The following is a 22,011-nucleotide window of genomic DNA, read 5'->3' as shown; positions in this document are numbered from 1 at the left end:
CTCGTTACAATATAGATAGAAGCGTAGAGGTTCGATGATTCGGACTCGCTAAGTTTAAGATTATTTAATCAATTCCCAGTCACCCATTCATTGAGACTCGGCACTCAGACTTTGATTCAAGCTGAAACTTTAGACCTTTTAGAATGGCCGCGCCTGTGCCAACATTTATCGACCTTTGCGGCTACCAAGTTGGGGGCGATCGCAGCGCGACACCTCACCATTCCCAATACATTAGATGAAAGTTTAGGGTTGCTGGCCCAAACCAAAGAAGTTTATCAACTAGAAAGTCGCCTCGCATCGGGGCTTTCGTTTGAGGGCATCAGTGATATTGGGGAGGCGCTAGAACGGGCAGAACGCCAAGGGCTATTGACTGGAGAAGAATTATTTGCGATCGCGACAACATTGGCAGGAGCACGTAACCTCCGCCGCGTGATCGACAACCAGACGGATGTGCCCGTCTTAACGGAGTTAGTGGCAGAACTGCGAACCTATCCAGAATTAGAACAGGAAATTCACCGCTGCATTGACGAGCGCGGCAAGGTGATGGACCGAGCTAGCCCCAAACTGGGCGAAATTCGTGAGCAGCAAAAGCAGGTACGCGATCGCGTCTATCAAATGTTGCAAAGCATTCTGCAACGGCAATCGAATGCGGTGCAGGAACAGTTGATTACACAGCGAAGCGATCGCTTTGTACTCCCGGTAAAAGCGCCGCAGAAAGACGCAATTCCAGGCATTATTCATGACACTTCCATGAGTGGGGCGACGCTATATGTCGAGCCGCATTCCACGGTGCAGTTGAATAACCAGTTGCGGCAATTGCTGCGGCGAGAACAAGCGGAAGAAGAAGCGGTACGTCAAGTGCTAACCGCTCAAGTGGCTGAAGTTAAGGTGGATTTGGAGCGGTTGTTGGCGATCGCGACGACACTCGACTTAGCCACTGCCCGCGCCCGCTACAGCTTGTGGTTGCAAGCCAATCCGCCCCGCTTTGTCGATCGAGTGGCAGGGGAAAACGTGACGTTGCGAAATTTGCGCCATCCACTTCTGGTCTGGCAACAACAGCACGAACAAGGGCGAGCCGTAGTCCCCATCGATCTAATGATTCGGCCCCAAATTCGTGTGGTCGCCATCACCGGACCCAACACGGGCGGTAAGACCGTGACGCTGAAAACCTTGGGCTTAGCGGCTTTGATGGCGAAGGTGGGGCTGTTTATCCCGGCTCGCGAACCTGTAGAAATTCCTTGGTTTGACCAAGTTCTGACTGACATTGGCGATGAGCAGTCGATTGAGCAGAGCCTTTCCACGTTTTCCGGGCACATTCGCCGGATTAGTCGCATCCTGGAGGCCATGACCGAGCGATCGCTGGTGCTGCTTGATGAAGTCGGCGCAGGTACCGATCCTTCGGAAGGTAGCGCCCTAGCAGTAGCTTTATTGAAGTACTTAGCAGATCAGGCTCAACTGGCGATCGCGACTACTCACTTCGGCGAACTCAAAGCTCTGAAGTACCAGGACGATCGGTTTGAAAATGCCGCCGTGGAGTTTGATGATGTATCGCTCTCACCCACGTACCGCTTACTGTGGGGCATCCCAGGTCGTTCCAATGCTTTGACGATCGCGCGTCGCCTCGGTTTAAAGGCAGAAATCACCACCCAAGCTCAGCAATATGTGGGTGGCGCGTCCGAAGAGGTAAACGAGGTAATTGCGGGCCTGGAAGCACAGCGCCGACAGCAAGAAACCAAAGCTCAAGAAGCGTCCCAACTGCTAGAGCAAGCAGAACGGTTGCATCGCCAAGTTTCTCAGAAAGCAACGGCACTTCAAGAGCGGGAGCGGGATTTGCAACTGGCGCAAGAACGAGCGGTACAAGACGCGATCGCCCAAGCCAGAGGGGAAATTGCCCAGGTAATTCGGCAGTTGCAGCAAGGCCCGATGACTGCTCAGGAAGCGCAAAAAGCCACCAACGCGCTGAATGAGATTGCGGGTCGCCGTCTGCCCTCGAAACAGAAGCCAGCACCACCCAAGCCTGCTTTCCGTCCCCAAGTCGGCGATCGCATTCGGATTCCCCGCTTAGGTCAGACCGCCGACGTCCTTAGCGGTCCCGATGACGATGGCGAGCTGACGGTGCGGTTTGGCTTGATGAAAATGACAGTGAAACTCCAGGATGTCGAATCGCTGGATGGGCAAAAGCCAGAAATAGTAGCCAAGCCCAAGCCAGCCCCAGAACCTGCTCCGGTAGAGGTAAAGCCTGCTCCGGTGATTCGCACCTCTCGCAATACCGTAGATATTCGGGGCAGTCGTGTGGCCGATTCAGAAGCCACCCTTGAGGCTGCAATTAGAGAAGCTCAAAGTCAGGGAACCGTGTGGATTATTCATGGTCATGGCACTGGTCGTTTACGCCAAGGCGTGCATGAGTTTCTCAAGCACCATCCCCAAGTCGAGCGGTTTGAACTAGCCGAACAAGCGGAAGGCGGTTCAGGCGTAACGGTTGCCTATCTCAAATGAAGGTGGACCATTCAGTTAGTAAAATTGCAATAGCTCAGGAGCATTTCTGCGATCGCGGCGGTCTATCTTAGGAAAGAGGCGGACTGGATCTGTCTCTATCCAAGAGGGTGATTGGATTGCGTCAGGCTACTCGTTAGACTAGCTAAAATGGCCCTTAAACCCTCGCATTCCTATTTTCTTCTGTCAGGTAAAAGTTAAGAGCTTTACCTGATTCCCCCAGTCTTGTTTCAAGACTTGTAACCGTCTGCTTGTGTCTTGCCCCGTTCTCTATCCTGAAGATATGCGCTCCACCGTTAAGCCGCCTGCTTCATCTCAATGGGAAGAGTTTCCCCTACCCTCCCAACCTGACTCTGGACAACTGGACAATATCAAAGCTCATCTGGACTTGATATTGTTGGCCCTAGAGGCATTGGCAGGGATTGGTTCTGAGGCCATGCTGCAAGCAGCCACAGATCTAAACCTAGAAGAGATGGTGAGCGATCGCGTGGCTCTATGGCGGTTGCGGCAGTCGAGTCCGCTACGTAAGGGCCAGGGGGGGCGCAAGAAGTTGGATGTTGAGGAGGCGCGATCGCTCGTTTTAATTAGTTGTCACCTGGCCAAACAGCACCAAGAATTAATTCGTCGAGCTGTGGCGCTACTCGAACAACTCACAGAACAAAACAAGGAACCTCACCAAGCAGCGCTTCTGGGAGATTATCTAGACAAATTCAATAACACCTATCAGGAGCGCATGGAAGAAGGGGAAGACACGCCACCCGACATCCTGACTCACTTGGCGCTCAAGCTGCTGATCGACCTCTTGTTCTACAGTGCGCCTGGTGGCCCTCGTCGTTTCTGGCTGGCCCTCTTGGATCGTTCACGGGATGGCGTAGCCGCTGTCTAACCCTGTGGGTTAGCACCCTTACTTCACTCAGTTTCGATTGCCTAGCCTACTCCGACGCATTCCAGAACCACCCATGCCTTTTTTGTCTACCTCAGTCCTGCGACGGTATACTCCGCCTACCTGCACCCTAGAAATCGTTGCCAATGATTCGCCATTGTCTCGTTGGGCAGGTCGTCCACTCCTGAGAAAACTGCGATTTCATCTGAGTTTGGATGACCCTCGTTTGACAGACTCTGAGCAGATTTCCTTACGGGGCGATCGCTTTCAGCTAGATGAACTGTCTGATGCGGTGAGTGCCTACGTTCAAGACTTTCTCAATCAATCGCCCGCTTTGATCAGTGCCGGGGGGCGATCGTCAGTCGCAACCTTGGAAGCACCACCATTAATTCCTCCTCCCATCGATCTCAATGCTGCGAGATCAGCGAGGACTGCGGCGTTGAGCGTCATCGAGCCAGAACCGGATGCCCTCTCAACTGAGCAATCTGGTGAGCTAGCCAGTGCGGCGGAGGCAGCGGCTCCCTCGGCTCCATTGGTGCTTGAGTCACCCAGAATTTTTCTAGAACCACAAGGGCTTCTGTCTCACAGACTTCATCTAGGATCTCTAGCCAGTGGATTGTCTAGACCATTCATCACGTTAAGCGCCACTCAATTGGCTGACTTAGCCACTGCATTAGATGAATATGCGGCAGATGCGATGGCGCTGCCCGAGCTGAATCAACGTAGTTGGGTTCCAGTTCTGCCAGCTTGGGCACCCACGGCTGCAGCTGTTTTGCTAACCGCTGGTGTGACTGCTGGAGTAGTCAAGAGCCTGGATCAACCGACGCCTGAACTAAAAACAGCGGTCTCCCTTTCGACCCCTCAAGCGACCGGGCAGCAAGCAATGGTGCCAGGACAAGTAGCAACTGGACCTTTAGGTGTTCCTGCCCCTCCTCAAATGGTGCCGCCACCGCCACCCGCAGGAGCGCTCAAGTCAGGATTGCCGATTGTGCCAGTACCAGATACGGCTGCTCCGAATGCGATCGCTCTGGCTCCAGTGCCGCCAGCTCCAGCAGGTGCTAGTTCAACTCCTGCACCTACTACCAATAAGCCGATCGCCTCAATTCCGGTAGAGTCTGGACCAGTGGCTCTAGCACCCCAAGCGGAATCCGCGCCACAGCTTGAACTGGAAAATGTGCCAGAGGCAGAACCTGTACCGCCACCACCAGCAGCAGCAAAGCTTCCAACCCTAGATGCAGCTCGCAATGCCGCAGCGCCAGAGGCAGCAGGTGAAACTGCTCGTTCGGGTGCAGAGGCAGCTCAAGCTCCTGCGGCTGATGTAGCTGCTGGTTCTGCGTTTGATAGCATTCCTCAAGTAGCCGAAGTGAGGAGTTACTTTGAGGAGCGTTGGCAACCACCCGAAGGATTGACGCAGACTCTAGAGTACACACTTCTAATTGGAGCAGATGGCTCAATTCAGCGCATCGTTCCTTTAGGCCAATCGGCAGGAGACTACATCGATCGCACGGGAATGCCTTTAGTCGGTGAGGCTTTTGTAACTCCGATTCAGGGAGGCCAATCTCCACGAGTTCGAGTGGTGTTAAGCCCAGATGGACAGGTCCGCACTTTCTTAGAATGAAGCTGAGCTATGGCTTGCGAAGTAAAGGCAGGGCTTTCCCTAACCCAAGCAGGCTAATACCGTCTATGCTTTGGTGTTCACTTCAGGAACTGCCCTTGTGACTCATGTAGCTGTTGTTTGAATTGATACGTTGAGCCACAAAGCCAATTGAATTACAAGGGGCGATCAGTAAACTATGCAAGATATGGGACCTCAAGTTCACAGCCCAGGCTGGCTTATTCAGTCTTGGGCATCTTTTGCTCTCGCAATTTCTGCAACAGCCATCGGCATTGCTTATCTGCCCGTAGATAACTGGACTAAAGGGTTTATGGGCATGGGCCTAACATTCTCGGTTGGCTCTACATTCAGCGTTGCTAAAACTACCCGTGACTCCCATGAGGCGAGAAAGCTAGCTTACAAACTAGATGAAGCAAGGGCAGAAAAGTTGCTCAAAGAACATCACCCTCTCGTTTAGGCTGAATGCTGCTCTAAGCCCAGATAAGCATAAAAAATAAGCAAGGATAACTAGACACCCTTGCTTATTTTTCAGCTCTCTCAGCGATCGCTCAATCAACGCTAACAAATCACTTACGGCGAATTCTCAGCTTTTGACGGCGACGATTGGTAGCAATCACAGCCCGGTCAACTGGAAAACCGGGAAGTGGTATGACTTGATACTTCCGTTCTTCTTCTAGCTGCCTGAGTTCGGTGTAGTCTACCCAATGAATGCAGTCTACGGGACAAGTATCGATTGCTTCTTGAACAATGTCTTCCGGGTCGCCATCCTGACGAATTACCCGCGATCGCCCATAATCTGGCTCGATATAGAAGGTATTTCGTGCCACATGAGCACAATGCTTACAGCCAATGCAGGTAATCTCATCAACGTAGACTCCCTTCTGCCTAAAGCTGCCGCCCAGTTCTGGCTCCAGACCAGAGCGTTCAGCAGCGTCCCGCCAGTGACCACCGAGTTCTGGTTCAAAACCAGTCCGCAAGTCTGCTTGGCCTTCACCTCCCACATGCGAACTGTTAGGGTCTGCGAAAGGTGAAGGAAAATCAGACATTACGCACTCCAGCGCTGTAGCACTAAGCGAACTGAACCGTCTTCATTCTGTTGTTGCTCAGCAACTTGAAACCCCGATTGAGCGCCTTCTTTGACAATTGTGTGATAAGCGTAGCGCTGCGTCACTTTGTTGAGGAAGCGATCGACAGACCAATTTTGTTGCCAAAACTGCAAATCTGCCACTAGCTCGTAGGCACTACCGTTCCAGCTAAAACCAATGTCGTAACCATTCTTCTGTTCAATAGTGAGGTCAGCCGTGGTGGTCTGCCCACGGTATCCTCTAACAGCCTGAGGACCAGACTTCCAGTCAACTCCCAGATCGCTCAATGCTGCTTGTAAGGAGGTGAGGTTGCGGATTTGAGTTTTAATTTGGCTAAAGTGTGACATAGTTTTTTTGTCAAAAAATTAAACAAGGACAAAACTGAATAAACAACTTACCACTCACTAAAAGTAGCCTGAGTGGATACTGTCGTAGCCTGTTGCACCGTTGTAGCAAAAAACTCTGAGGTCGCCTCATGGCTGAGTACCTGTCCTAGCTGAGCTTCAATGGCTGCGGTAACTTCAGCACAAGAGGCACCGACAATCCCGGTTACTTTTTCCAGGACCCGACCATCTGGGTAAATCACAAACTCCAATGTTTCCATGCTTTGGCTGAGGGCTGTAGGGTGATTTAGGTAGGAGCGCGTTCAGGGGTCACTAAAACGCTGCATTATTAAATGTTTATATGATTTTAAGAGAAGTGAACTCAGTTAGCCACTGGGCTGAATTTTTATTAACCGAGATATAAAGAGTTAAAGCTTAACGAAACTTGTTATTTGAAGTGAGCTTTACCCCAGTAACTGTCAGTTTCGCTTAACTCTCCAAACCAGTCAAGGGAGAGCGAGACCGCAAAATTAAGGTTTACAAAAATATAAAATCATTTCTCATGTTTCGGCTCTTCCGCCTATGGGTTGATCTAACACTTAAATAACCCAGGATAATGAGAGTCTAATTTGATTCATGTAATCGGTAATGAGCGAAGCGCAAGCGACAGATTTGAACTATTCTCCATCCAGTTTTTCGTCTGTAAAGGCACCCATTCGAGTTGGAATCCTTGGCTTTGGCGGATTGGGTCAGGCAGCGGCTAGAGTTCTCGCTCCTAAACAAGAGATGCTCTGGGTCTCAGTAGCCGACCAAAAGGGATACGCCTATGCATCTGAAGGGTTATCTCCGCAGCACTGCATAACGACATATCAGGCTGAAGGTTCTATTGGATACCTAGAAACTGGAGGTGTGCTGAGTAATAACAGCATTGCTGACTTGATTCAACGGGTAGGTAACGTCGATGGCTACTTCTTAGCGTTACCAAACTTGCCCAACACATTTATGGCTTCTGTAGCGCGGCAGTTTATTGCAGCAGGTTGGCAAGGGGTACTGGTGGATGCGATCAAGCGCACTAGTGCTGTGGAACAGCTTTTGGGTATGCAAGCGGAATTGCAAGCAGCAGGAATTACCTATATGACAGGGTGTGGAGCGACTCCTGGCTTGTTGACGGCGGGTGCGGCTTTAGCAGCCCAAAGTTATGCGGAAATTCACAGCGTCAAAATTACTTTTGGGGTAGGGATTGCTAACTGGGAAGCCTACCGAGCAACCGTGCGAGAAGACATCGCCCATCTGCCTGGCTACAACGTCGAAAAAGCGAGAGCCATGACCGATGCTGAGATAGAAATGCTGTTGGACCAAACCAATGGTCTAATTACGCTAGAAAATATGGAACATGCTGATGATGTGATGTTGGAGCTGGCAGGCATCTGCCCTCGCGATCGCGTCACTGTGGGAGGCGTAGTTGATACTCGTAACCCCAAGAAGCCCCTCAGCACTAATGTCCAAGTGACGGGACGAACCTTTGAGGGCAAAATCTCAACTCACACCTTTACTTTAGGGGATGAAACCAGCATGGCTGCCAATGTCTGTGGCCCTGCCTTCGGTTACCTCAAAGCTGGGTTTAATCTGCGTCAGCGCGGAATCTACGGATTGTTGAGTGCTGCGGAAGTAATGCCGCAATTTGTGCGATAACAACTTCGGGTGATTACTTCAGTCTCTGAATCATTTACACTAGGAAAATTGATTTTTGCCATATACAAAGTCAATTTTTCTAGTTCTTCACCGTAGCATTGCTCATCCCCTGGGGCTGAAAGCCTTGAGGGGTGTTACACCGTGGTAGTTCCAGCCTGAATACGTAAGAATCATTACCTTGGTGAGGACCTATGAGTTCTGGCCAAGTTGGGATGGTTTGGCAAAGAACTACAAATAGCAATGACGCCCCCTTCAATTCCTGTAGGAACGCTGTTACGGCAACGGTACGCAATTCAGCAAGTTTTAGGTCAAGGTGGATTTAGCCGGACTTATTTAGCGCTGGATGTGGAACGTTTTAATGAACCTTGCGTGTTGAAGGAGTTGGCGGTACCGCAGCAAGATGGAGCTTTATTGGCAAAAGCCGAGGCTCTGTTTCAGCGAGAAGCTACGGTACTCTACCAAATTCAGCACCCGCAAATTCCTCGGTTTCTAGCCGCTTTTGAGGATAATCAACGTTTATTTTCTGTGCAAGAGTTTGTAGATGGTCAAACTTACCGTCATCTTCTGCAAGAGAGAAAAACGCAAGGAAAAGTGTTTTCAGAACTAGAAGTTTTGCAGTTTCTCAGCCATCTGTTACCAGTTTTGACCTACATTCACAATCGCAACATTATTCATCGTGATATTTCTCTCGAAAATATTATTTTACGGCTGCGACCTAGCCGAGCTGAAGAGGTGGCTGCTAACTCTACTCTGGGTTTACCCATTCTGATTGATTTTGGGGCGGTTAAATCGGTTGCTAATTATCTCTATACTGCTTTTCCTTTGTTCTCCACGTCTTCTTATCCTTCGGAGATTACCTGTGTAGGCAAAGCAGGCTACGCACCGCCAGAGCAGTTACAAACGGGCAAGGTGCATCCTCATAGCGATTTATATGCTTTAGCGGCCACTAGCTTAGTTTTGTTAACTGGCAAAGAACCCAAGACTTTGCTGGATAGCGGCACCTTGAACTGGCAGTTGCGCCCCTATGCGCAGATTAGCGATCGCTTTGAAGCCATTTTGTCCAAGATGCTGTCGTTACGTCCAGGCGATCGGTACCAGTCTGCTCAAGCAGTGCTCACCGAACTGCAACCTCTGCTAGAAACGGCTGTACCGACGACCCAGCTAAATTCTGGGGCCAATGTTGCAGCCTCTGCCGCCGTTGTTGCGGGCTCATCCATTCTGTCGTCCAAGTTAAGCCAGGCTATGAGTGGCGATCGCTCCTTCATGCAATTTGGAGCTGCTGACCAAAATAAAACTTTGAAAGGTTCCAGAAAATGGTACCGCTGGATCGGCGTGAGTGTTGGCATTGCCATCACGCTGCTGTTAGCGCTAACAGTACCAATGCTGTGGCGCTTGACCGTAGCAGGTGGACCACAGCGCAATGAGGTTTGGGTGTCTGGAGCTCGCATTCCTCAATCGGAAGCATCTCAAATCATTGGCTCTAAGCAAGATACGAATGCCACTTCATCTAGAACGAATCAGGCTGAACCGATTCAGTTTGACCCAGGAGCTATTTCCAGCGTCATCCAGGGCAACTTACAAAACCAACCGTTGAAATCTTATGTTCTTAGGGCCGCTCAGGGTCAAATTATGACAGTGGCCCTGACTGGACCTGAGGTGACAATGAACTTACTAAGGTCTGATCAACAAGGCATTGATGCGGCTGCTTACGCCACTCAGAACTGGACGGGTCAGTTGCCCAAAGATGACGACTACTTAATCCAAGTGGTTGGTGCTGGGGCTTACAAGCTAGAAGTAGCGATTACACCGCTAAGCCAAGCGATCGCAGTCTCTACCCAAGCGATCGCTCGCATTACAATTGCTCCTGGAGCAACGGGCGCTAAAGTCGCCGGAAGCGTTGTTCCAGAACAGCCCCGCCGATATTTATTAGCGGCTAAGCGAGGCCAAACAGGAGTAGTTAAGGTGATACAAGGTTCGGTTCGTATCCAGGCGATCGCCCCTAATGGTCAGTCTATCGGTAACTTGAATGGGCAACAGCCGCAAGTTTGGCGCGGCAAATTTCCTGCCGATGGAGACTATACACTCGAAATTTCGTCTCTTAAGCCTGAAAAGTTTACGATCTCCCTGCAATTTCTCTAAGGTAGCCGCGAGCTGCAAACTCTCGCTCATTCTTCCAGATTTAAGCTGCTAGAAGTTTCAGGTTCTCCTGCCTCCTCTACCTCATTCACGCTGCCAAGCGATTGATTCACGAAAGGTAGCGTAGCCCCTGTAAGGCCACGCTTGATTCTGGCTGGTGTTTCATCAAAAGTGATAAACAGAGGATGAACAGCTTCCGCTCCCTCATTCAAAATATGTTCATAGCGTGGCGGCATGAGCCATTCATATCCGCGATCGAGCCATACTTGAGTTTGTCGCCAACGTCCCAGTAAGGTGGAAAAGTCTTCTTGAGGGCGATGAATAAAGACTAAAATCTCAACTCCTGTTTTAATCTTCCATTCTGGATCACACATCATAATGGCTACCTCACAAGGCAGCCGAACTAATTCTTTAGCCCTAGGACGAGTCTGACTATAATCAGCAGCATTATGCTCTTGAAATTGCTCAGCTTGGTTTATCCTAACTAGGGGTAAAGGAATAGTAATGATGCTCTCTTCAGAACGGCGCATGCTAGGCACCATTTCTAAGTAAGGCCGATGCTGTTTTAATAGAGCGATCGCTGCTAGCTGGTTACTGTACTCAGCTAATAGCTCTTCGTAATGAGATGGTTTAATCGCCATAACTTTATTAAACTTTTGGAGTAAGCAATAGACCTTTTCTGTATTGTACCTAGGCTTAAAAGTTCAGAGTTCAATGTTTCGAAAGTAGCATTGTCTAAATCAACATTGCCTGAATCAATGCTAGTGAGAACTTGTACTAGCTGAACCATCCTTAATTCAGACTCTCCTAGCTACAAAGAAACCCCCTACTAAAGAGCAGAGGGTTTAGAGAAACTGAAAGTCAAAGCCTTTTAATGTTTAGCCAATGCTTTCGAAAACCTTGAACATAGGCAGATACATGGAAAGCAGAATCGAACCTACCATGCCTCCTAAGAACATGATCATAATCGGTTCCATAATGCTGGTTAGAGCTTTTACTGCCTGCTCCACCTCATCCTCATAAAAGTCAGCAACTTTCATCAGCATTTTGTCAACTTCCCCAGTTTCTTCCCCAATGCTAATCATCTGAATAGCCATGATTGGAAAGACTTGTTCTCTCTGGAGAGCAATGCTAATCATGCCGCCTGTTTGAATTTCTCTCCGAGCTTCATCAATCGCATTAGAAACGACTTGGTTACCCGCCGTATCTCTCACAATCTCTAGAGCTGTAAGAATGGGCACTCCAGAGCGGGTTAAGGCTCCGAAAGTACGGCAAAAGCGAGCAGTTGCAGTCTTCTGAATCAAGTCGCCAAACAAAGGTGCTTTCAGGGACAAGCGATCGATAGTTTCGCGACCTGCCCGTGTTTTGTAGTACTGCTTATAGGCAAAACTAAGGCCAAAGAGAATCAGAATTAGGCCTACAACGTACTGGGGAGTTCTTAGGAATTTACTAATAGCGAGCATAGCTTGGGTAAAAGCTGGCAGCTCTGTTCCTAATTCCTCAAAGATAGAAGCAAAGGTTGGTAAGAGGAAAACGGTCATACCAATAAAAATAACCGTTGCCAAAACACCGACGGTTACAGGATAAGCCATTGCTGACTTAATCTGGTTTTGCAACCGAGCAATATCTTCTAGAAGTTTAGCTAGACGATTGAGTACCTCGTCGAGTACACCGCCTACCTCACCTGCTTGCACCATGCTGACGTACAACATATCAAAGCACTGGGGATGCTTACGCATTGCATCCGATAGATTAGTACCTTGCTGTACGTCTCCATTAATTTCTAGAAGTGATGCTTTGAGTTTGGGATTTGTGCATTGCTCAGATAGCACACCCAAACTACGAACCATTGCCACCCCAGCATTCACAAGCGCAGCAAACTGTCGGGAGAAAACGGCCTTATCTTTGACTGAAACGCTCGTGAAAGCAAGCTGAAACTTCTGAAGGTCAATCTTACTAAGGTCAAGGCTCTTGTCCTCCTTAAGGTCTTGGACCACAAAGCCTTGTTCTCTTAACGTAGAACGAGCTTCACCCGGAGAATTTGCAGTGATTTTTTGTTTTTTGGCATTTCCTCTGGCATCACGTGCACTGGCAATGTAAGTAGGCATAGTGCAAATCTGGCTGAAAGTGGTTAAATTGGCTCAAAATTGGTTTAGGGGAGCAGCGAAGCCTAACTTAGTATCCACTGTCAAAAACAGCGATGCTACTTCTCCCCAGATATTTATTAACTTATCTGACCTGTAAAAATTACTCGAGACATGGCTAAATGGTAACGGTTTCTAGTTTCTGCTAATCAGCATGACTGATTCAATAAGTCATTATTAGTCAGAAACTAGAACTTGCTTACAACTTAACTAGTGTCTAGCGGCTGTACCTGCCTGGGCCGCAGCAGGTGCTCCACCAATCATCCGCTGCATCTCGTCAGGTCGTGAAGTCTTCGAGATGGCAGCCTCGAAAGAAATACTTCCAGCTTTATAGAGATCGGACAAAACTTTTTCCAAGGTTTGCATCCCTAATTTACCGCCTGTTTGAATCGCGGAATAGATTTGGGATGTTTTTCCTTCTCGAATCAAGTTAGCAATAGCGGGGGTGACAACCATGATTTCCTGAGCCATGATTCGACCGTATTCACCCGGCTTGACGTTCTTTTTGGGAACGAGAGTCTGACTGAAGACAGCAACTAAGGAGTTGGATAATTGTACTCGTACTTGCATTTGCTGCTCCGGGGGAAACACGTCTACCATCCGGTCAACGGTTTGTGAAGCAGAACTGGTATGCAATGTACCAAATACTAAGTGGCCTGTTTCAGCGGCTGAGATGGCAAGTTGAATCGTTTCCAAGTCCCGCATTTCACCTACAAGGATGACGTCTGGGTCTTCCCGTAAAGCCGCTCTTAGCGCATTCGCGAAACTCTTGGTGTCTTCACCGACTTGGCGCTGGTGAATCACGCTCTTAACTGATTCATAGACAAATTCAATTGGGTCCTCAACCGTGAGAATATGCTCTGCGCGAGTCATATTGATGTTGTTGATCATGGAAGCCAAGGTGGTTGACTTACCCGATCCGGTTGGGCCAGTAACGAGCACTAAGCCTCTAGGCTTTTCTGACATTTCTCGGACAATGTCTGGCAACCCTAAGAGGTCCATGCTAGGAATTTTGGAACTTAAAGCTCTTAAACAAGCGGCGTAGGTTCCTCTGTCCTTATAAACGTTGACTCGGAAACGAGCCAATCCTTTAACACCATAAGAGCAATCTAGCTCCCAGTTCTGCTCCAAATTCTTCCGCTGGGTGTTGTTTAGCATGCTGAAGATGAGTCTCTGGCAGCTCTCAGACGTCAAGACTTCGTGCTCTGTAGGAGTTAAGTGACCACTGACGCGAATGTAGGGAGGCAGTCCAGAAGAAAGGTGCAGGTCTGAACCACCCCGCTCGATCACTTCTTCCATCAAGTCTTCAATCATTAATTCCATAGATTTCTCTCACAAATTTCAAGGTAGATGGGTAAGATTCGCCTATAGCTGGGGGCGATCGCAAAAGTAGTTAACTCAGTTTTCGTCAATCTTGGAAACGAGGAGTAGTGCAGTAAGGGCAGTCTATCCATTCTGGTTTAGCCTCAGCTCCACAAACCCGACAAGTTAGGGAACTCTTGCGCTTAGCTTTAAGCTCAGCTTCCAAGCCTGTGTCAGTAAAGGTTACCCGTTCCACTTCTTCTAATATCGTAGCACCTCGACGCACTAAGTTAAGACTGTAGGCGAGTAAGGTCTGCATGCCTTCTTCAACGGCAACCTCTTTGATCCGCTCCGTAGGTGCACCTTGGGCAATCAGAACTTGCAGTTGCTCCGTAATTCGCATCACCTCATAAACACCATTACGCCCTTTATAGCCAACGCCATTACAAACAGAGCAAAGCTGATTTTGCGCTCTAGCTTCCTGAATTTGCTCTGGCTGTAGTGTGTTCGCTTTATAGAAAGTGACTCCCGCATCGTGAGTGCTAGACATCCCAAACTTGGCTAGTTCGTTAGGATCAGGGTTATAAGGAATCCGACATTCGGGGCAGACCCGTCGCATGAGACGTTGAGCCACAACTCCAAGTAGGGCTCCAGAAACCATGAATGGTTCTACGCCCATTTCATCTAGACGAGCGATCGCGCCAGCAGCGTCATTGGTATGAAGGGTGGTTAATACCAAGTGCCCAGTCAAGGCTGCTTCGATCGCTGTTTTCGCGGTTTCCTTGTCCCGGGTTTCACCCACCAGAATCACATCTGGGTCTTGTCGCAGGAACGCCCGCAGAATGGCCGCAAAGTCCATACCCTTTTCACGAATGACCTGGACTTGATTGATACCCGGTAAAGAGTACTCAATTGGGTCTTCTGCCGTACTGATATTGACGCCTGGATCGTTACGTTCTGCTAAAGCTGAGTACAAAGTAGTGGTTTTACCAGAACCAGTCGGCCCCGTCACTAGAATTAGGCCGAAGGGACGTTTAACCATCTCTTGGACAATCTGCAAGGAGTCTGGATCAGAGATCAACTTATCTAGGCCCAGTTGAGTCGCTGAGTTATCAAGGATTCGTAAAACTACCTTCTCGCCATAACGGCTAGGCAGGGTGTTGACCCGGAAGTCAATTTTGCGGTCCTGAAAAACCCGCCGAATCCGACCGTCTTGGGGAGCTCTACGCTCAGCAATGTCTAGCTCGGAAATAATCTTGAAGCGGGCTGTGACGGCTGGAATGATTTTTTTGGGTAGTGGATCAAATGCCTGACGCAGCACCCCATCCTTGCGGAAACGAATTCTTAAGTATTCCTCTTGGGGTTCAATGTGGATGTCAGAGACTCCGTCTTGCAACGCTTTGATGAGGATTTTGTTGACCAAGCTAATAACTGGAGCGTCGGATGCTCCTTTGGCGACATCATCTAGATTGGCTTCCATATCTTCAGGGGCATCCTGAAGATCCAGGTTTTCTAAGCCTTCTAAGTCAGATTGAACATCAACAGACTTTTGAATTTCGATTTGCTTAGTTTTCTCAACTTGCTCATCTAAGTATTTAGAAATCAGCTGGTTGTAGTCTTCCAGCGTGATCACCATCCGAGACAAAGCTAAGCCTTGAGCCCGCAGAATGCGATTGAGGTCATCCTGAGCGTCTAAGTTGTCAGGATCAACCATTGCGACCAAGACGCCAGGGGGGGAGTCATGCCTAGAGAGTGGTACTAATCGGTAGCGGCGGCAAATGTCAATGGGGATCAGAGTGTCAATTAAATGCCCTACCTGACTTGCAGTAATGTCACTGACTTCAGGATCAAGGGACTCAACCCCATAGAGAATCTTCAGTTCAAAAAGCTGCTGCTTCTTGTATTGCCGCAGCAGGTCGGGAGTAAGTTGACGCCCGGTAATAGTCTCTAGAACTTCTGTAATCGGTCTGCCAGATTTACGACTCTCAATCAGAGCCTGCTGCATCTGTTCGTGGTTGACATACCCAGACTGAATGAGCTTATTCCCAAAGGGAGAGAAGTCATTCTTGACGATAAGGGCGCGCCGCTGTGATGAAGAGTTAGTCATAGCTGATGAAGAAGATCTCCTTTTTAAGTGTTCCCACAAGTCCTGGGCAGAATTACGAGTAGCAATATGATGTTTGGTAAATCTATGATCCCAACTCTCTATTCTTTGGATTCTTGAGTACTTCTAGCCTTGACAAGCTGGGAGGTTTAAAGGTCACGCCTAGAGACTGCTCTATCATCTTGGTCCTTTAAACTCAAAGGGCTATGACGGAGAGTGTGAGTTGGGAAGGCAAAAATTAAATTGGCTTTAGGTATTTTTGCTATTGAGCTAATTAGCAGTCGCCAAAGCGTAGGCTATCTACCTTTGGTTTGATGTTTAGACTATAACGAAGTTCTCAAGATCATAGCCCTTGAGCTAAAAATTAGTAGGATTTTGCAACACACTTTGGTGGTATTGCACTTATAAATAACTCATTGCCCAATTTGTGAATTTTCTAACTCAACTATGTTTAGTGAGACAGATAAGCGTCTTATTGCAAAGACTCAATTTACAGATTAGGCAATCCTGGAGCTGCGATCGCAATTGCCAAGTCAGGGCACTTACTGACCCAGTCGCTACAATGAGGAATGGTATGTCGTGGAAGTTTACGGCTGCTAGCTCGTGGTTGGCCAGTTGAGAGTTAGTCAACTCTTGGCGATGGAGTTTCCTTTAAGGCATTTTAGGGAATGCCAAGAGCGGGGTTGTCAAGGTAGCATTCTCTTAATGTAGGATTAGTGCACAATGATGGGTGAAGAAAATCAGCTAGAGAACCTTCAAGATCTGACAGTTGATTCTTCTGGGTCTCCTGAAGAAATAGCCGACCAAACCATGTCAACAGAAGCAGATTTAAATTCCGAAGAATTCAACTTGGCCTCCCAGGCCAATAATGATAGTCCTACAGCAGCAAGCTCTGAGAATGGAACTTTCACTTTGGAGCCTGATAATGCTGCAAGTGAATCTGAGTATCAGGCAGCTCTAGAAGAGTTATCTCAAGAAGTGGAGTCTCTCAGGACTCAGGTAGACGACCGGACTAATCAATATGTCAGGATCGCCGCAGACTTTGATAACTTCCGCAGACGGGCTCAGAAAGAAAAAGAAGAGCTAGAAGAAAAAATCAAGTGCTCCACCATTACCGAGTTGTTGCCTGTCGTAGACAACTTTGAGCGGGCTCGCTCCCACATCAAGCCGCAAAATGACGGCGAGATGAACATTCACAAGAGCTATCAGAGTGTCTATAAGCAGCTAGTAGACTGCTTGAAGCGGGTTGGCGTTTCGCCGATGCGATCTGAAGGTAAAGACTTCGACCCAAACCTGCATGAAGCAGTGATGCGAGAAGCCACAGATGAGCATCCAGAGGGCACCGTTGTAGAGGAGTTAGTCCGAGGCTATATGCTTGGCGATCGCGTCTTGCGCCACGCAATGGTGAAAGTTGCTGCTGCTCCGGACCCCGTGGTAACCTCTGAGGAGAGTGACCGAGGTCATGAAGACAGCTGATAGGCTTTGATTTGACAGGAATCCTTGTGAGCTTCAGATGCAGTTACGGGTAGTCTAGCTTCTGAGTGCTTAAGGGTTGAATTAGTTACGGAATCTCAAAGCATGGTTCCTTGCTCTGAGATTAGGGTTCCACAAACGCTCAAGCTCTGTCCACTTCTGTTGTCCTACATTAACCGCCGCTAGCTATGGGAAAGGTCATTGGTATCGACTTAGGCACGACGAATAGTTGTGTTGCTGTCTTAGAAGGCGGGCAACCGAACGTTATCTCGAACTCTGAGGGTGGGCGGACAACTCCGAGTATTGTGGGATTTGGTAAGGCTGGCGATCGCTTAGTTGGGCAACTGGCTAAGCGTCAAGGCGTAACCAACGCTGAGAATACAATCTTCAGTATCAAACGATTTATCGGTCGCCGCTGGGAAGATACCGAAGCTGAGCGCGGTCGGGTTCCGTATGGATGCATTAAAGGTCGAGACGAAACCGTTGATGTGCAAGTGCGCGGACGGACCTATACTCCGCAAGAGATTTCAGCCATGATCTTGCAAAAGCTCAAGCAGGATGCTGAAAACTATTTGGGTGAGCCTGTTACCCAAGCTGTGATTACAGTTCCTGCCTACTTTACAGATGCTCAGCGGCAAGCAACTAAGGATGCAGGGACCATTGCTGGCTTGGAAGTCCTGCGCATTATTAATGAACCGACTGCTGCTGCCCTTTCCTATGGCTTAGACAAACAAGATCAAGACCAACGAGTTTTGGTTTTTGACTTAGGTGGTGGCACCTTTGACGTTTCCGTTTTGCAGTTAGGCGATGGAGTATTTGAAGTAAAAGCCACAGCAGGCAACAATCACCTCGGCGGCGATGACTTTGACAACTGCATTGTTCGCTGGATGATTGATTGCTTCCGCGATCAAGAAGGCATCGACCTCTCAATGGATAAGATGGCACTTCAACGTCTGCGGGAAGCTGCGGAAAAGGCCAAGATTGAGTTGTCTAGTACAGTGACAACCTCCATCAACTTGCCCTTCATTACTGCCGATGAGACTGGACCCAAGCATTTGGAGATGGATCTCAGTAGAGCTAAGTTTGAAGAACTGGTCGGACATTTAGTCCAAGGCACCATTGACCCGGTTAGTCAGGCCCTAAAAGATGGTGATCTAAAAACTGATGACATCGATCGCATTATTTTAGTGGGCGGTTCCACGCGGATTCCGGCGGTACAAGACGCAATTCGGAAGTTCTTCGGCGGTAAAGCTCCCGATCGCTCTGTGAATCCTGATGAAGCAGTGGCTTTGGGTGCTGCAATTCAAGGTGGAGTGCTGGGTGGCGAAGTCAAAGACTTACTTCTCCTAGATGTGACTCCTCTATCTCTAGGTATTGAGACGCTAGGCGAAGTCTTTACCAAGGTGATTGAGCGAAATACAACCATTCCAACTAGTAGGACTCAAGTTTTCTCAACCGCAACAGATGGTCAAACCTCGGTAGAGATTCATGCTCTCCAAGGGGAACGGGCGATGGCTAGAGACAACAAAAGCCTAGGAAAATTCCAGCTGACTGGGATTCCTCCAGCCCCTCGCGGTGTCCCTCAAATTGAAGTAGCTTTTGATATTGACGCGAACGGTATTTTAAAGATTTCGGCCCGTGACAAAGGTACAGGACGCGAACAAAGCATCCAGATTACCAATACAGGGGGGTTGAGTGACAGCGAAATTGAGCGGATGCGGCAAGAAGCTTCTCTCTTTGCAGACGAGGACACCAGACGCAAGCAGGTAGTCGAACTGAAGAACCAGGCAGACAGTTTGTTCTACAGCTACGAGTCTACAATTAGAGACAATGGTGCTTTAATTGGGGACGCTCTCAAGGCTCAAGCTAACGAAAAAGCGACAGAGTTACAAGCTGCTCTTGGCGACCGCTCCATTAGTATTGAAGAAATGAAGCAGCGGCTCGATACCTTCCAGCAAACCTTGTTTGCAATTGGGGCAGCCGTTTATCAACAAGCAGCAGATTCCAGTGACGATCAAGGTTACTCTTTCACGGACAGTGACCCCACGTTCGATGGCAGTGGTAACTCTAAAGCTTCTCAAGATGAAGACGAAGATGTGAATTTCGATGATGATACAGTAGCCGCTGACTACGAAGCCATCGACTAGCCCCGGTGGTAATGCTCTACTCTATTGAATGGTTCGTTCCGCTCTTTTAGTCATTTTCTTATCCTAAATTACCCCCAGAACAGCATTCTATGGCCCGCGATTACTATGAAATACTTGGTGTCTCTCGAGACGCTGATAAGGAGGAAATTAAGCGTGCCTATCGTCGTTTAGCACGGAAGTACCATCCTGATGTCAATAAAGAGGATGGAGCTGAGGAGCGCTTCAAAGAGATCAATCGGGCTTACGAAGTTCTTTCCGAGCCAGAAACTCGTTCTCGTTACGATCGCTTTGGTGAAGCAGGCGTAGGCTCCGCAGCGGGAGCTGGCTTCCAAGATATGAGCGATATGGGGGGCTTTGCGGACATCTTTGAAAGCTTCTTTAGCGGCTTTTCTGGGGGGATGGGCTCAACTGGGCGGAGACGTGGCGGTCCGACGCGAGGAGATGACCTTCGTTTAGACCTGAAGCTAGACTTTCGTGATGCGGTTTTTGGTGGCGAGAAAGAAATCCGGATTAGTCACTTAGAAACTTGTGCAACTTGCAGCGGTTCTGGTGCTAAACCGGGAACTAGACCGCGGACCTGTTCTACTTGCACGGGTTCTGGCCAGGTGCGTCGTGCGACTCGCACTCCCTTTGGTAGCTTTACTCAGGTCTCAGTCTGCCCGACCTGTAATGGCTCTGGGCAGATGATTGAGGACAAATGCGAGGTTTGTAGTGGTAACGGCCAAAAGCAGGAAACCAAGAAGCTGAAGATTACAGTTCCTGCTGGGGTTGATAATGGCACTCGGTTGCGAGTTTCCAGTGAAGGCGATGCTGGACAACGGGGTGGCCCACCTGGCGACCTTTATGTTTACCTCTTCATCAACGAAGACCCAGAATTTCAGCGAGATGGCATTAATGTCCTTTCGGAAATAAAAATTAGTTATCTTCAAGCAATTCTAGGGTGTCGTTTAGAGGTGAATACAGTAGATGGTCCAGCCGAACTGCTGATTCCACCTGGGACACAGCCAAGCACTGTATTAACGCTGGAAAATCGAGGCGTGCCTCGCCTGGGCAATCCTGTCAGCCGGGGGGATCACTTAATTACGATTTTAATTGATATTCCGAATCGCATTACGGCTGAGGAGCGAGAGCTACTCGAAAAGTTAGCTAAAATCAAAGGCGATCGCACGGGTAAAGGCGGATTAGAAGGATTTCTGGGAGGGCTGTTTCGGGGATGAGCAACGCTGAATCATTGACGAACTCTGGTAGCCCAGATGCTCAAATTGATCTGCGTGGCACTCCCTGTCCGCTCAACTTTGTGCGAGCCAAGCTCCGCTTAGAACAAATGGCTCCTGGTTCACTGCTAGAGGTCTGGCTTGATCCAGGAGAACCGATTGAGCAAGTGCCTGACAGTCTAGCAATGGAAGGCTACGGCATTGAACTAGTGGAAGATCGGAGTGAATTCTTTGCTTTAAGGGTTCGACGGCCAACTGTTTCTACATGAATGTTGCTGGAGTAGAACTCAATGCTGCCGAAGCTGCACCCCAGCTTCTCGGAACGGTTGTGGCTGTTCAAGCAAATTATTATCAGGTGCGATTAGACACTGCTCACTTGTTGTCTGCTGAGCCAGAGACATTAAAAGTGACAGAGTTGTTATGTACCCGTCGCGCTCGGCTGAAGAAGATTGGTCAGCAGGTGATGGTGGGCGATCGCGTACAAATTGAAGAACCTGACTGGGCAGGTGGACGAGGCGCGATCGCCCAGGTTTTGACACGCACATCTGAACTGAGTCGTCCCCCCATTTCTAATGTGGATCAAATTCTGTTGGTGTTTGCTCTAGCAGAACCGACGCTAGATCCACACCAACTGAGTCGATTTTTAGTCAAAGCGGAATCGACTGGGATAGATGTAGTGTTGTGTTTGAACAAGCGAGATTTGCTGACACCAGCCGAACAGGAGCAATGGTACGATCGCCTTACCCAATGGGGCTATGCACCAATTTTGATTAGTGTGTATCAAGAGGATGGCCTGACGGAATTACAGCAGCGCCTGAGTCAAAAAATCACGGTAGTGGCGGGGCCTTCTGGCGTTGGCAAGTCGAGTTTAATTAACCATTTGATTCCAACGTTGGACTTACGGGTCGGTCGCGTTTCCGGCAAGTTGGGGCGGGGTCGCCACACCACTCGGCATGTGGAATTGTTCGAGCTACCTACAGGAGGGCTGCTAGCTGATACGCCTGGGTTTAACCAGCCGGAAGTGGATAGTGCGCCAGAAGATTTAGCTTACTGTTTCCCAGAAGCACGACAGCGCTTGGCAAGTGCCAACTGTCAATTCAGTGATTGCTTGCACCGTGATGAACCGAACTGCGCGGTTCGGGGTGACTGGGAACGCTACGAGGATTATCTAAATTCGCTGGATGAAGCAGTCGCTCGGTATACCGCGATCGCCCGCCTCAAAGACGCAGAATCAACCACCAAAGTGAAAAGTGGAGAAGAAGGACAAGTTCAATACGAACCTAAACTGGAAACTAAGCGGTATCGTCGCGTGTCTCGTCGGGTGCAACAACAGAACCTCAAAGAACTATACAAAGATATGGATAGCGGTTTAGTTGAGCCTGACTAACCGTGACTAGATT

The 22,011-nt window shown here is 48.9% G+C and carries 18 protein-coding genes; 11 read left to right on the top strand and 7 right to left on the bottom strand.

Annotated elements, in window-relative coordinates; genetic code table 11:
* Nucleotides 1–111: 111 nt before the first annotated feature.
* The 4 genes from NDA01_RS18305 to NDA01_RS18290 all read left to right on the top strand — a co-directional run bounded on the left by NDA01_RS18305 (nt 112) and on the right by NDA01_RS18290 (nt 5,448).
* The gene (locus tag NDA01_RS18305) at nt 112–2,496 is read left to right on the top strand and encodes an endonuclease MutS2 (RefSeq protein ID WP_348229117.1); all 2,385 of its coding nucleotides are present in this window, start codon (nt 112–114) and stop codon (nt 2,494–2,496) included.
* A 250-nt stretch (nt 2,497–2,746) separates the two neighbouring features.
* Nucleotides 2,747–3,379, top strand: coding sequence for a DUF3038 domain-containing protein (locus NDA01_RS18300; protein ID WP_370588109.1), 633 nt, complete (start codon nt 2,747–2,749; stop codon nt 3,377–3,379).
* Nucleotides 3,380–3,416: 37 nt separating this feature from the next.
* Nucleotides 3,417–4,994 (top strand): DUF4335 domain-containing protein, encoded by a 1,578-nt coding sequence (locus tag NDA01_RS18295; protein ID WP_348229077.1) that lies wholly within the window; start codon nt 3,417–3,419, stop codon nt 4,992–4,994.
* A 175-nt stretch (nt 4,995–5,169) separates the two neighbouring features.
* Entirely contained in the window at nt 5,170–5,448 is a 279-nt protein-coding gene (locus NDA01_RS18290) for a YiaA/YiaB family inner membrane protein (protein WP_190434567.1), read from the top strand.
* Between the two features lie 109 nt (nt 5,449–5,557).
* Here NDA01_RS18290 and NDA01_RS18285 read toward each other — a convergent pair whose 3' ends face one another.
* The 3 genes from NDA01_RS18285 to NDA01_RS18275 are packed head-to-tail and all read right to left on the bottom strand — an operon-like array spanning nt 5,558 to nt 6,680.
* Complete coding sequence (locus NDA01_RS18285) at nt 5,558–6,037, bottom strand: ferredoxin (RefSeq protein ID WP_348229076.1); 480 nt, start codon at nt 6,035–6,037, stop codon at nt 5,558–5,560.
* Complete coding sequence (locus tag NDA01_RS18280; RefSeq protein WP_190434562.1) at nt 6,037–6,423, bottom strand: DUF1257 domain-containing protein; 387 nt, start codon at nt 6,421–6,423, stop codon at nt 6,037–6,039. The genes NDA01_RS18285 and NDA01_RS18280 overlap by 1 nt, the downstream gene beginning before the upstream one ends.
* A 47-nt stretch (nt 6,424–6,470) precedes the next feature.
* The gene (locus NDA01_RS18275; protein WP_190434558.1) at nt 6,471–6,680 is read right to left on the bottom strand and encodes a DUF2997 domain-containing protein; all 210 of its coding nucleotides are present in this window, start codon (nt 6,678–6,680) and stop codon (nt 6,471–6,473) included.
* Nucleotides 6,681–7,047: 367 nt separating this feature from the next.
* Here NDA01_RS18275 and bioU point away from each other — a divergent pair, with 367 nt between their 5' ends.
* Nucleotides 7,048–8,091, top strand: coding sequence for a (S)-8-amino-7-oxononanoate synthase BioU (gene bioU, locus NDA01_RS18270; protein WP_348229075.1), 1,044 nt, complete (start codon nt 7,048–7,050; stop codon nt 8,089–8,091).
* A 240-nt stretch (nt 8,092–8,331) separates the two neighbouring features.
* Nucleotides 8,332–10,230, top strand: coding sequence for a protein kinase domain-containing protein (locus tag NDA01_RS18265; RefSeq protein WP_348229074.1), 1,899 nt, complete (start codon nt 8,332–8,334; stop codon nt 10,228–10,230).
* Between the two features lie 26 nt (nt 10,231–10,256).
* Here the strand turns inward: NDA01_RS18265 and NDA01_RS18260 are convergent, their stop codons facing one another.
* The 4 genes from NDA01_RS18260 to NDA01_RS18245 all read right to left on the bottom strand — a co-directional run bounded on the left by NDA01_RS18260 (nt 10,257) and on the right by NDA01_RS18245 (nt 15,780).
* The gene (locus NDA01_RS18260) at nt 10,257–10,868 is read right to left on the bottom strand and encodes a hypothetical protein (RefSeq protein WP_348229073.1); all 612 of its coding nucleotides are present in this window, start codon (nt 10,866–10,868) and stop codon (nt 10,257–10,259) included.
* A 237-nt stretch (nt 10,869–11,105) separates the two neighbouring features.
* Entirely contained in the window at nt 11,106–12,335 is a 1,230-nt protein-coding gene (locus tag NDA01_RS18255) for a type II secretion system F family protein (protein WP_190434549.1), read from the bottom strand.
* 246 nt (nt 12,336–12,581) lie between these two features.
* A complete protein-coding gene (locus NDA01_RS18250; protein ID WP_190434546.1) occupies nt 12,582–13,694 on the bottom strand; it encodes a type IV pilus twitching motility protein PilT in 1,113 nt (370 codons plus the stop codon).
* 85 nt (nt 13,695–13,779) lie between these two features.
* Nucleotides 13,780–15,780 (bottom strand): GspE/PulE family protein, encoded by a 2,001-nt coding sequence (locus NDA01_RS18245; RefSeq protein WP_348229072.1) that lies wholly within the window; start codon nt 15,778–15,780, stop codon nt 13,780–13,782.
* A gap of 720 nt (nt 15,781–16,500) precedes the next feature.
* Here NDA01_RS18245 and grpE point away from each other — a divergent pair.
* From grpE to rsgA, 5 genes are all read left to right on the top strand, one after another.
* Nucleotides 16,501–17,253 carry a nucleotide exchange factor GrpE gene (grpE, locus tag NDA01_RS18240; protein ID WP_348229071.1) on the top strand — a complete coding sequence of 251 codons (753 nt, stop codon included), beginning with the start codon at nt 16,501–16,503 and terminating at the stop codon, nt 17,251–17,253.
* A 185-nt stretch (nt 17,254–17,438) separates the two neighbouring features.
* Nucleotides 17,439–19,397, top strand: a complete 1,959-nt coding sequence (dnaK, locus tag NDA01_RS18235; RefSeq protein ID WP_348229070.1) for a molecular chaperone DnaK — start codon at nt 17,439–17,441, stop codon at nt 19,395–19,397.
* A gap of 89 nt (nt 19,398–19,486) precedes the next feature.
* Complete coding sequence (gene dnaJ / locus NDA01_RS18230) at nt 19,487–20,614, top strand: molecular chaperone DnaJ (protein ID WP_348229069.1); 1,128 nt, start codon at nt 19,487–19,489, stop codon at nt 20,612–20,614.
* On the top strand, nt 20,611–20,880 hold the full coding sequence (locus tag NDA01_RS18225; protein ID WP_190555151.1) for a sulfurtransferase TusA family protein: 270 nt from the start codon (nt 20,611–20,613) through the stop codon (nt 20,878–20,880). The genes dnaJ and NDA01_RS18225 overlap by 4 nt, the downstream gene beginning before the upstream one ends.
* The gene (gene rsgA, locus NDA01_RS18220; protein ID WP_348229068.1) at nt 20,877–21,998 is read left to right on the top strand and encodes a small ribosomal subunit biogenesis GTPase RsgA; all 1,122 of its coding nucleotides are present in this window, start codon (nt 20,877–20,879) and stop codon (nt 21,996–21,998) included. Before NDA01_RS18225 ends, rsgA begins: the two co-directional genes overlap by 4 nt.
* Nucleotides 21,999–22,011: the final 13 nt, after the last annotated feature.

The sequence above is a fragment of the Trichocoleus desertorum AS-A10 genome (genome assembly GCF_039962155.1).
Taxonomy (GTDB): Bacteria; Cyanobacteriota; Cyanobacteriia; order FACHB-46; family FACHB-46; genus Trichocoleus.
This window is presented reverse-complemented; position numbering and strand designations above follow the sequence as displayed.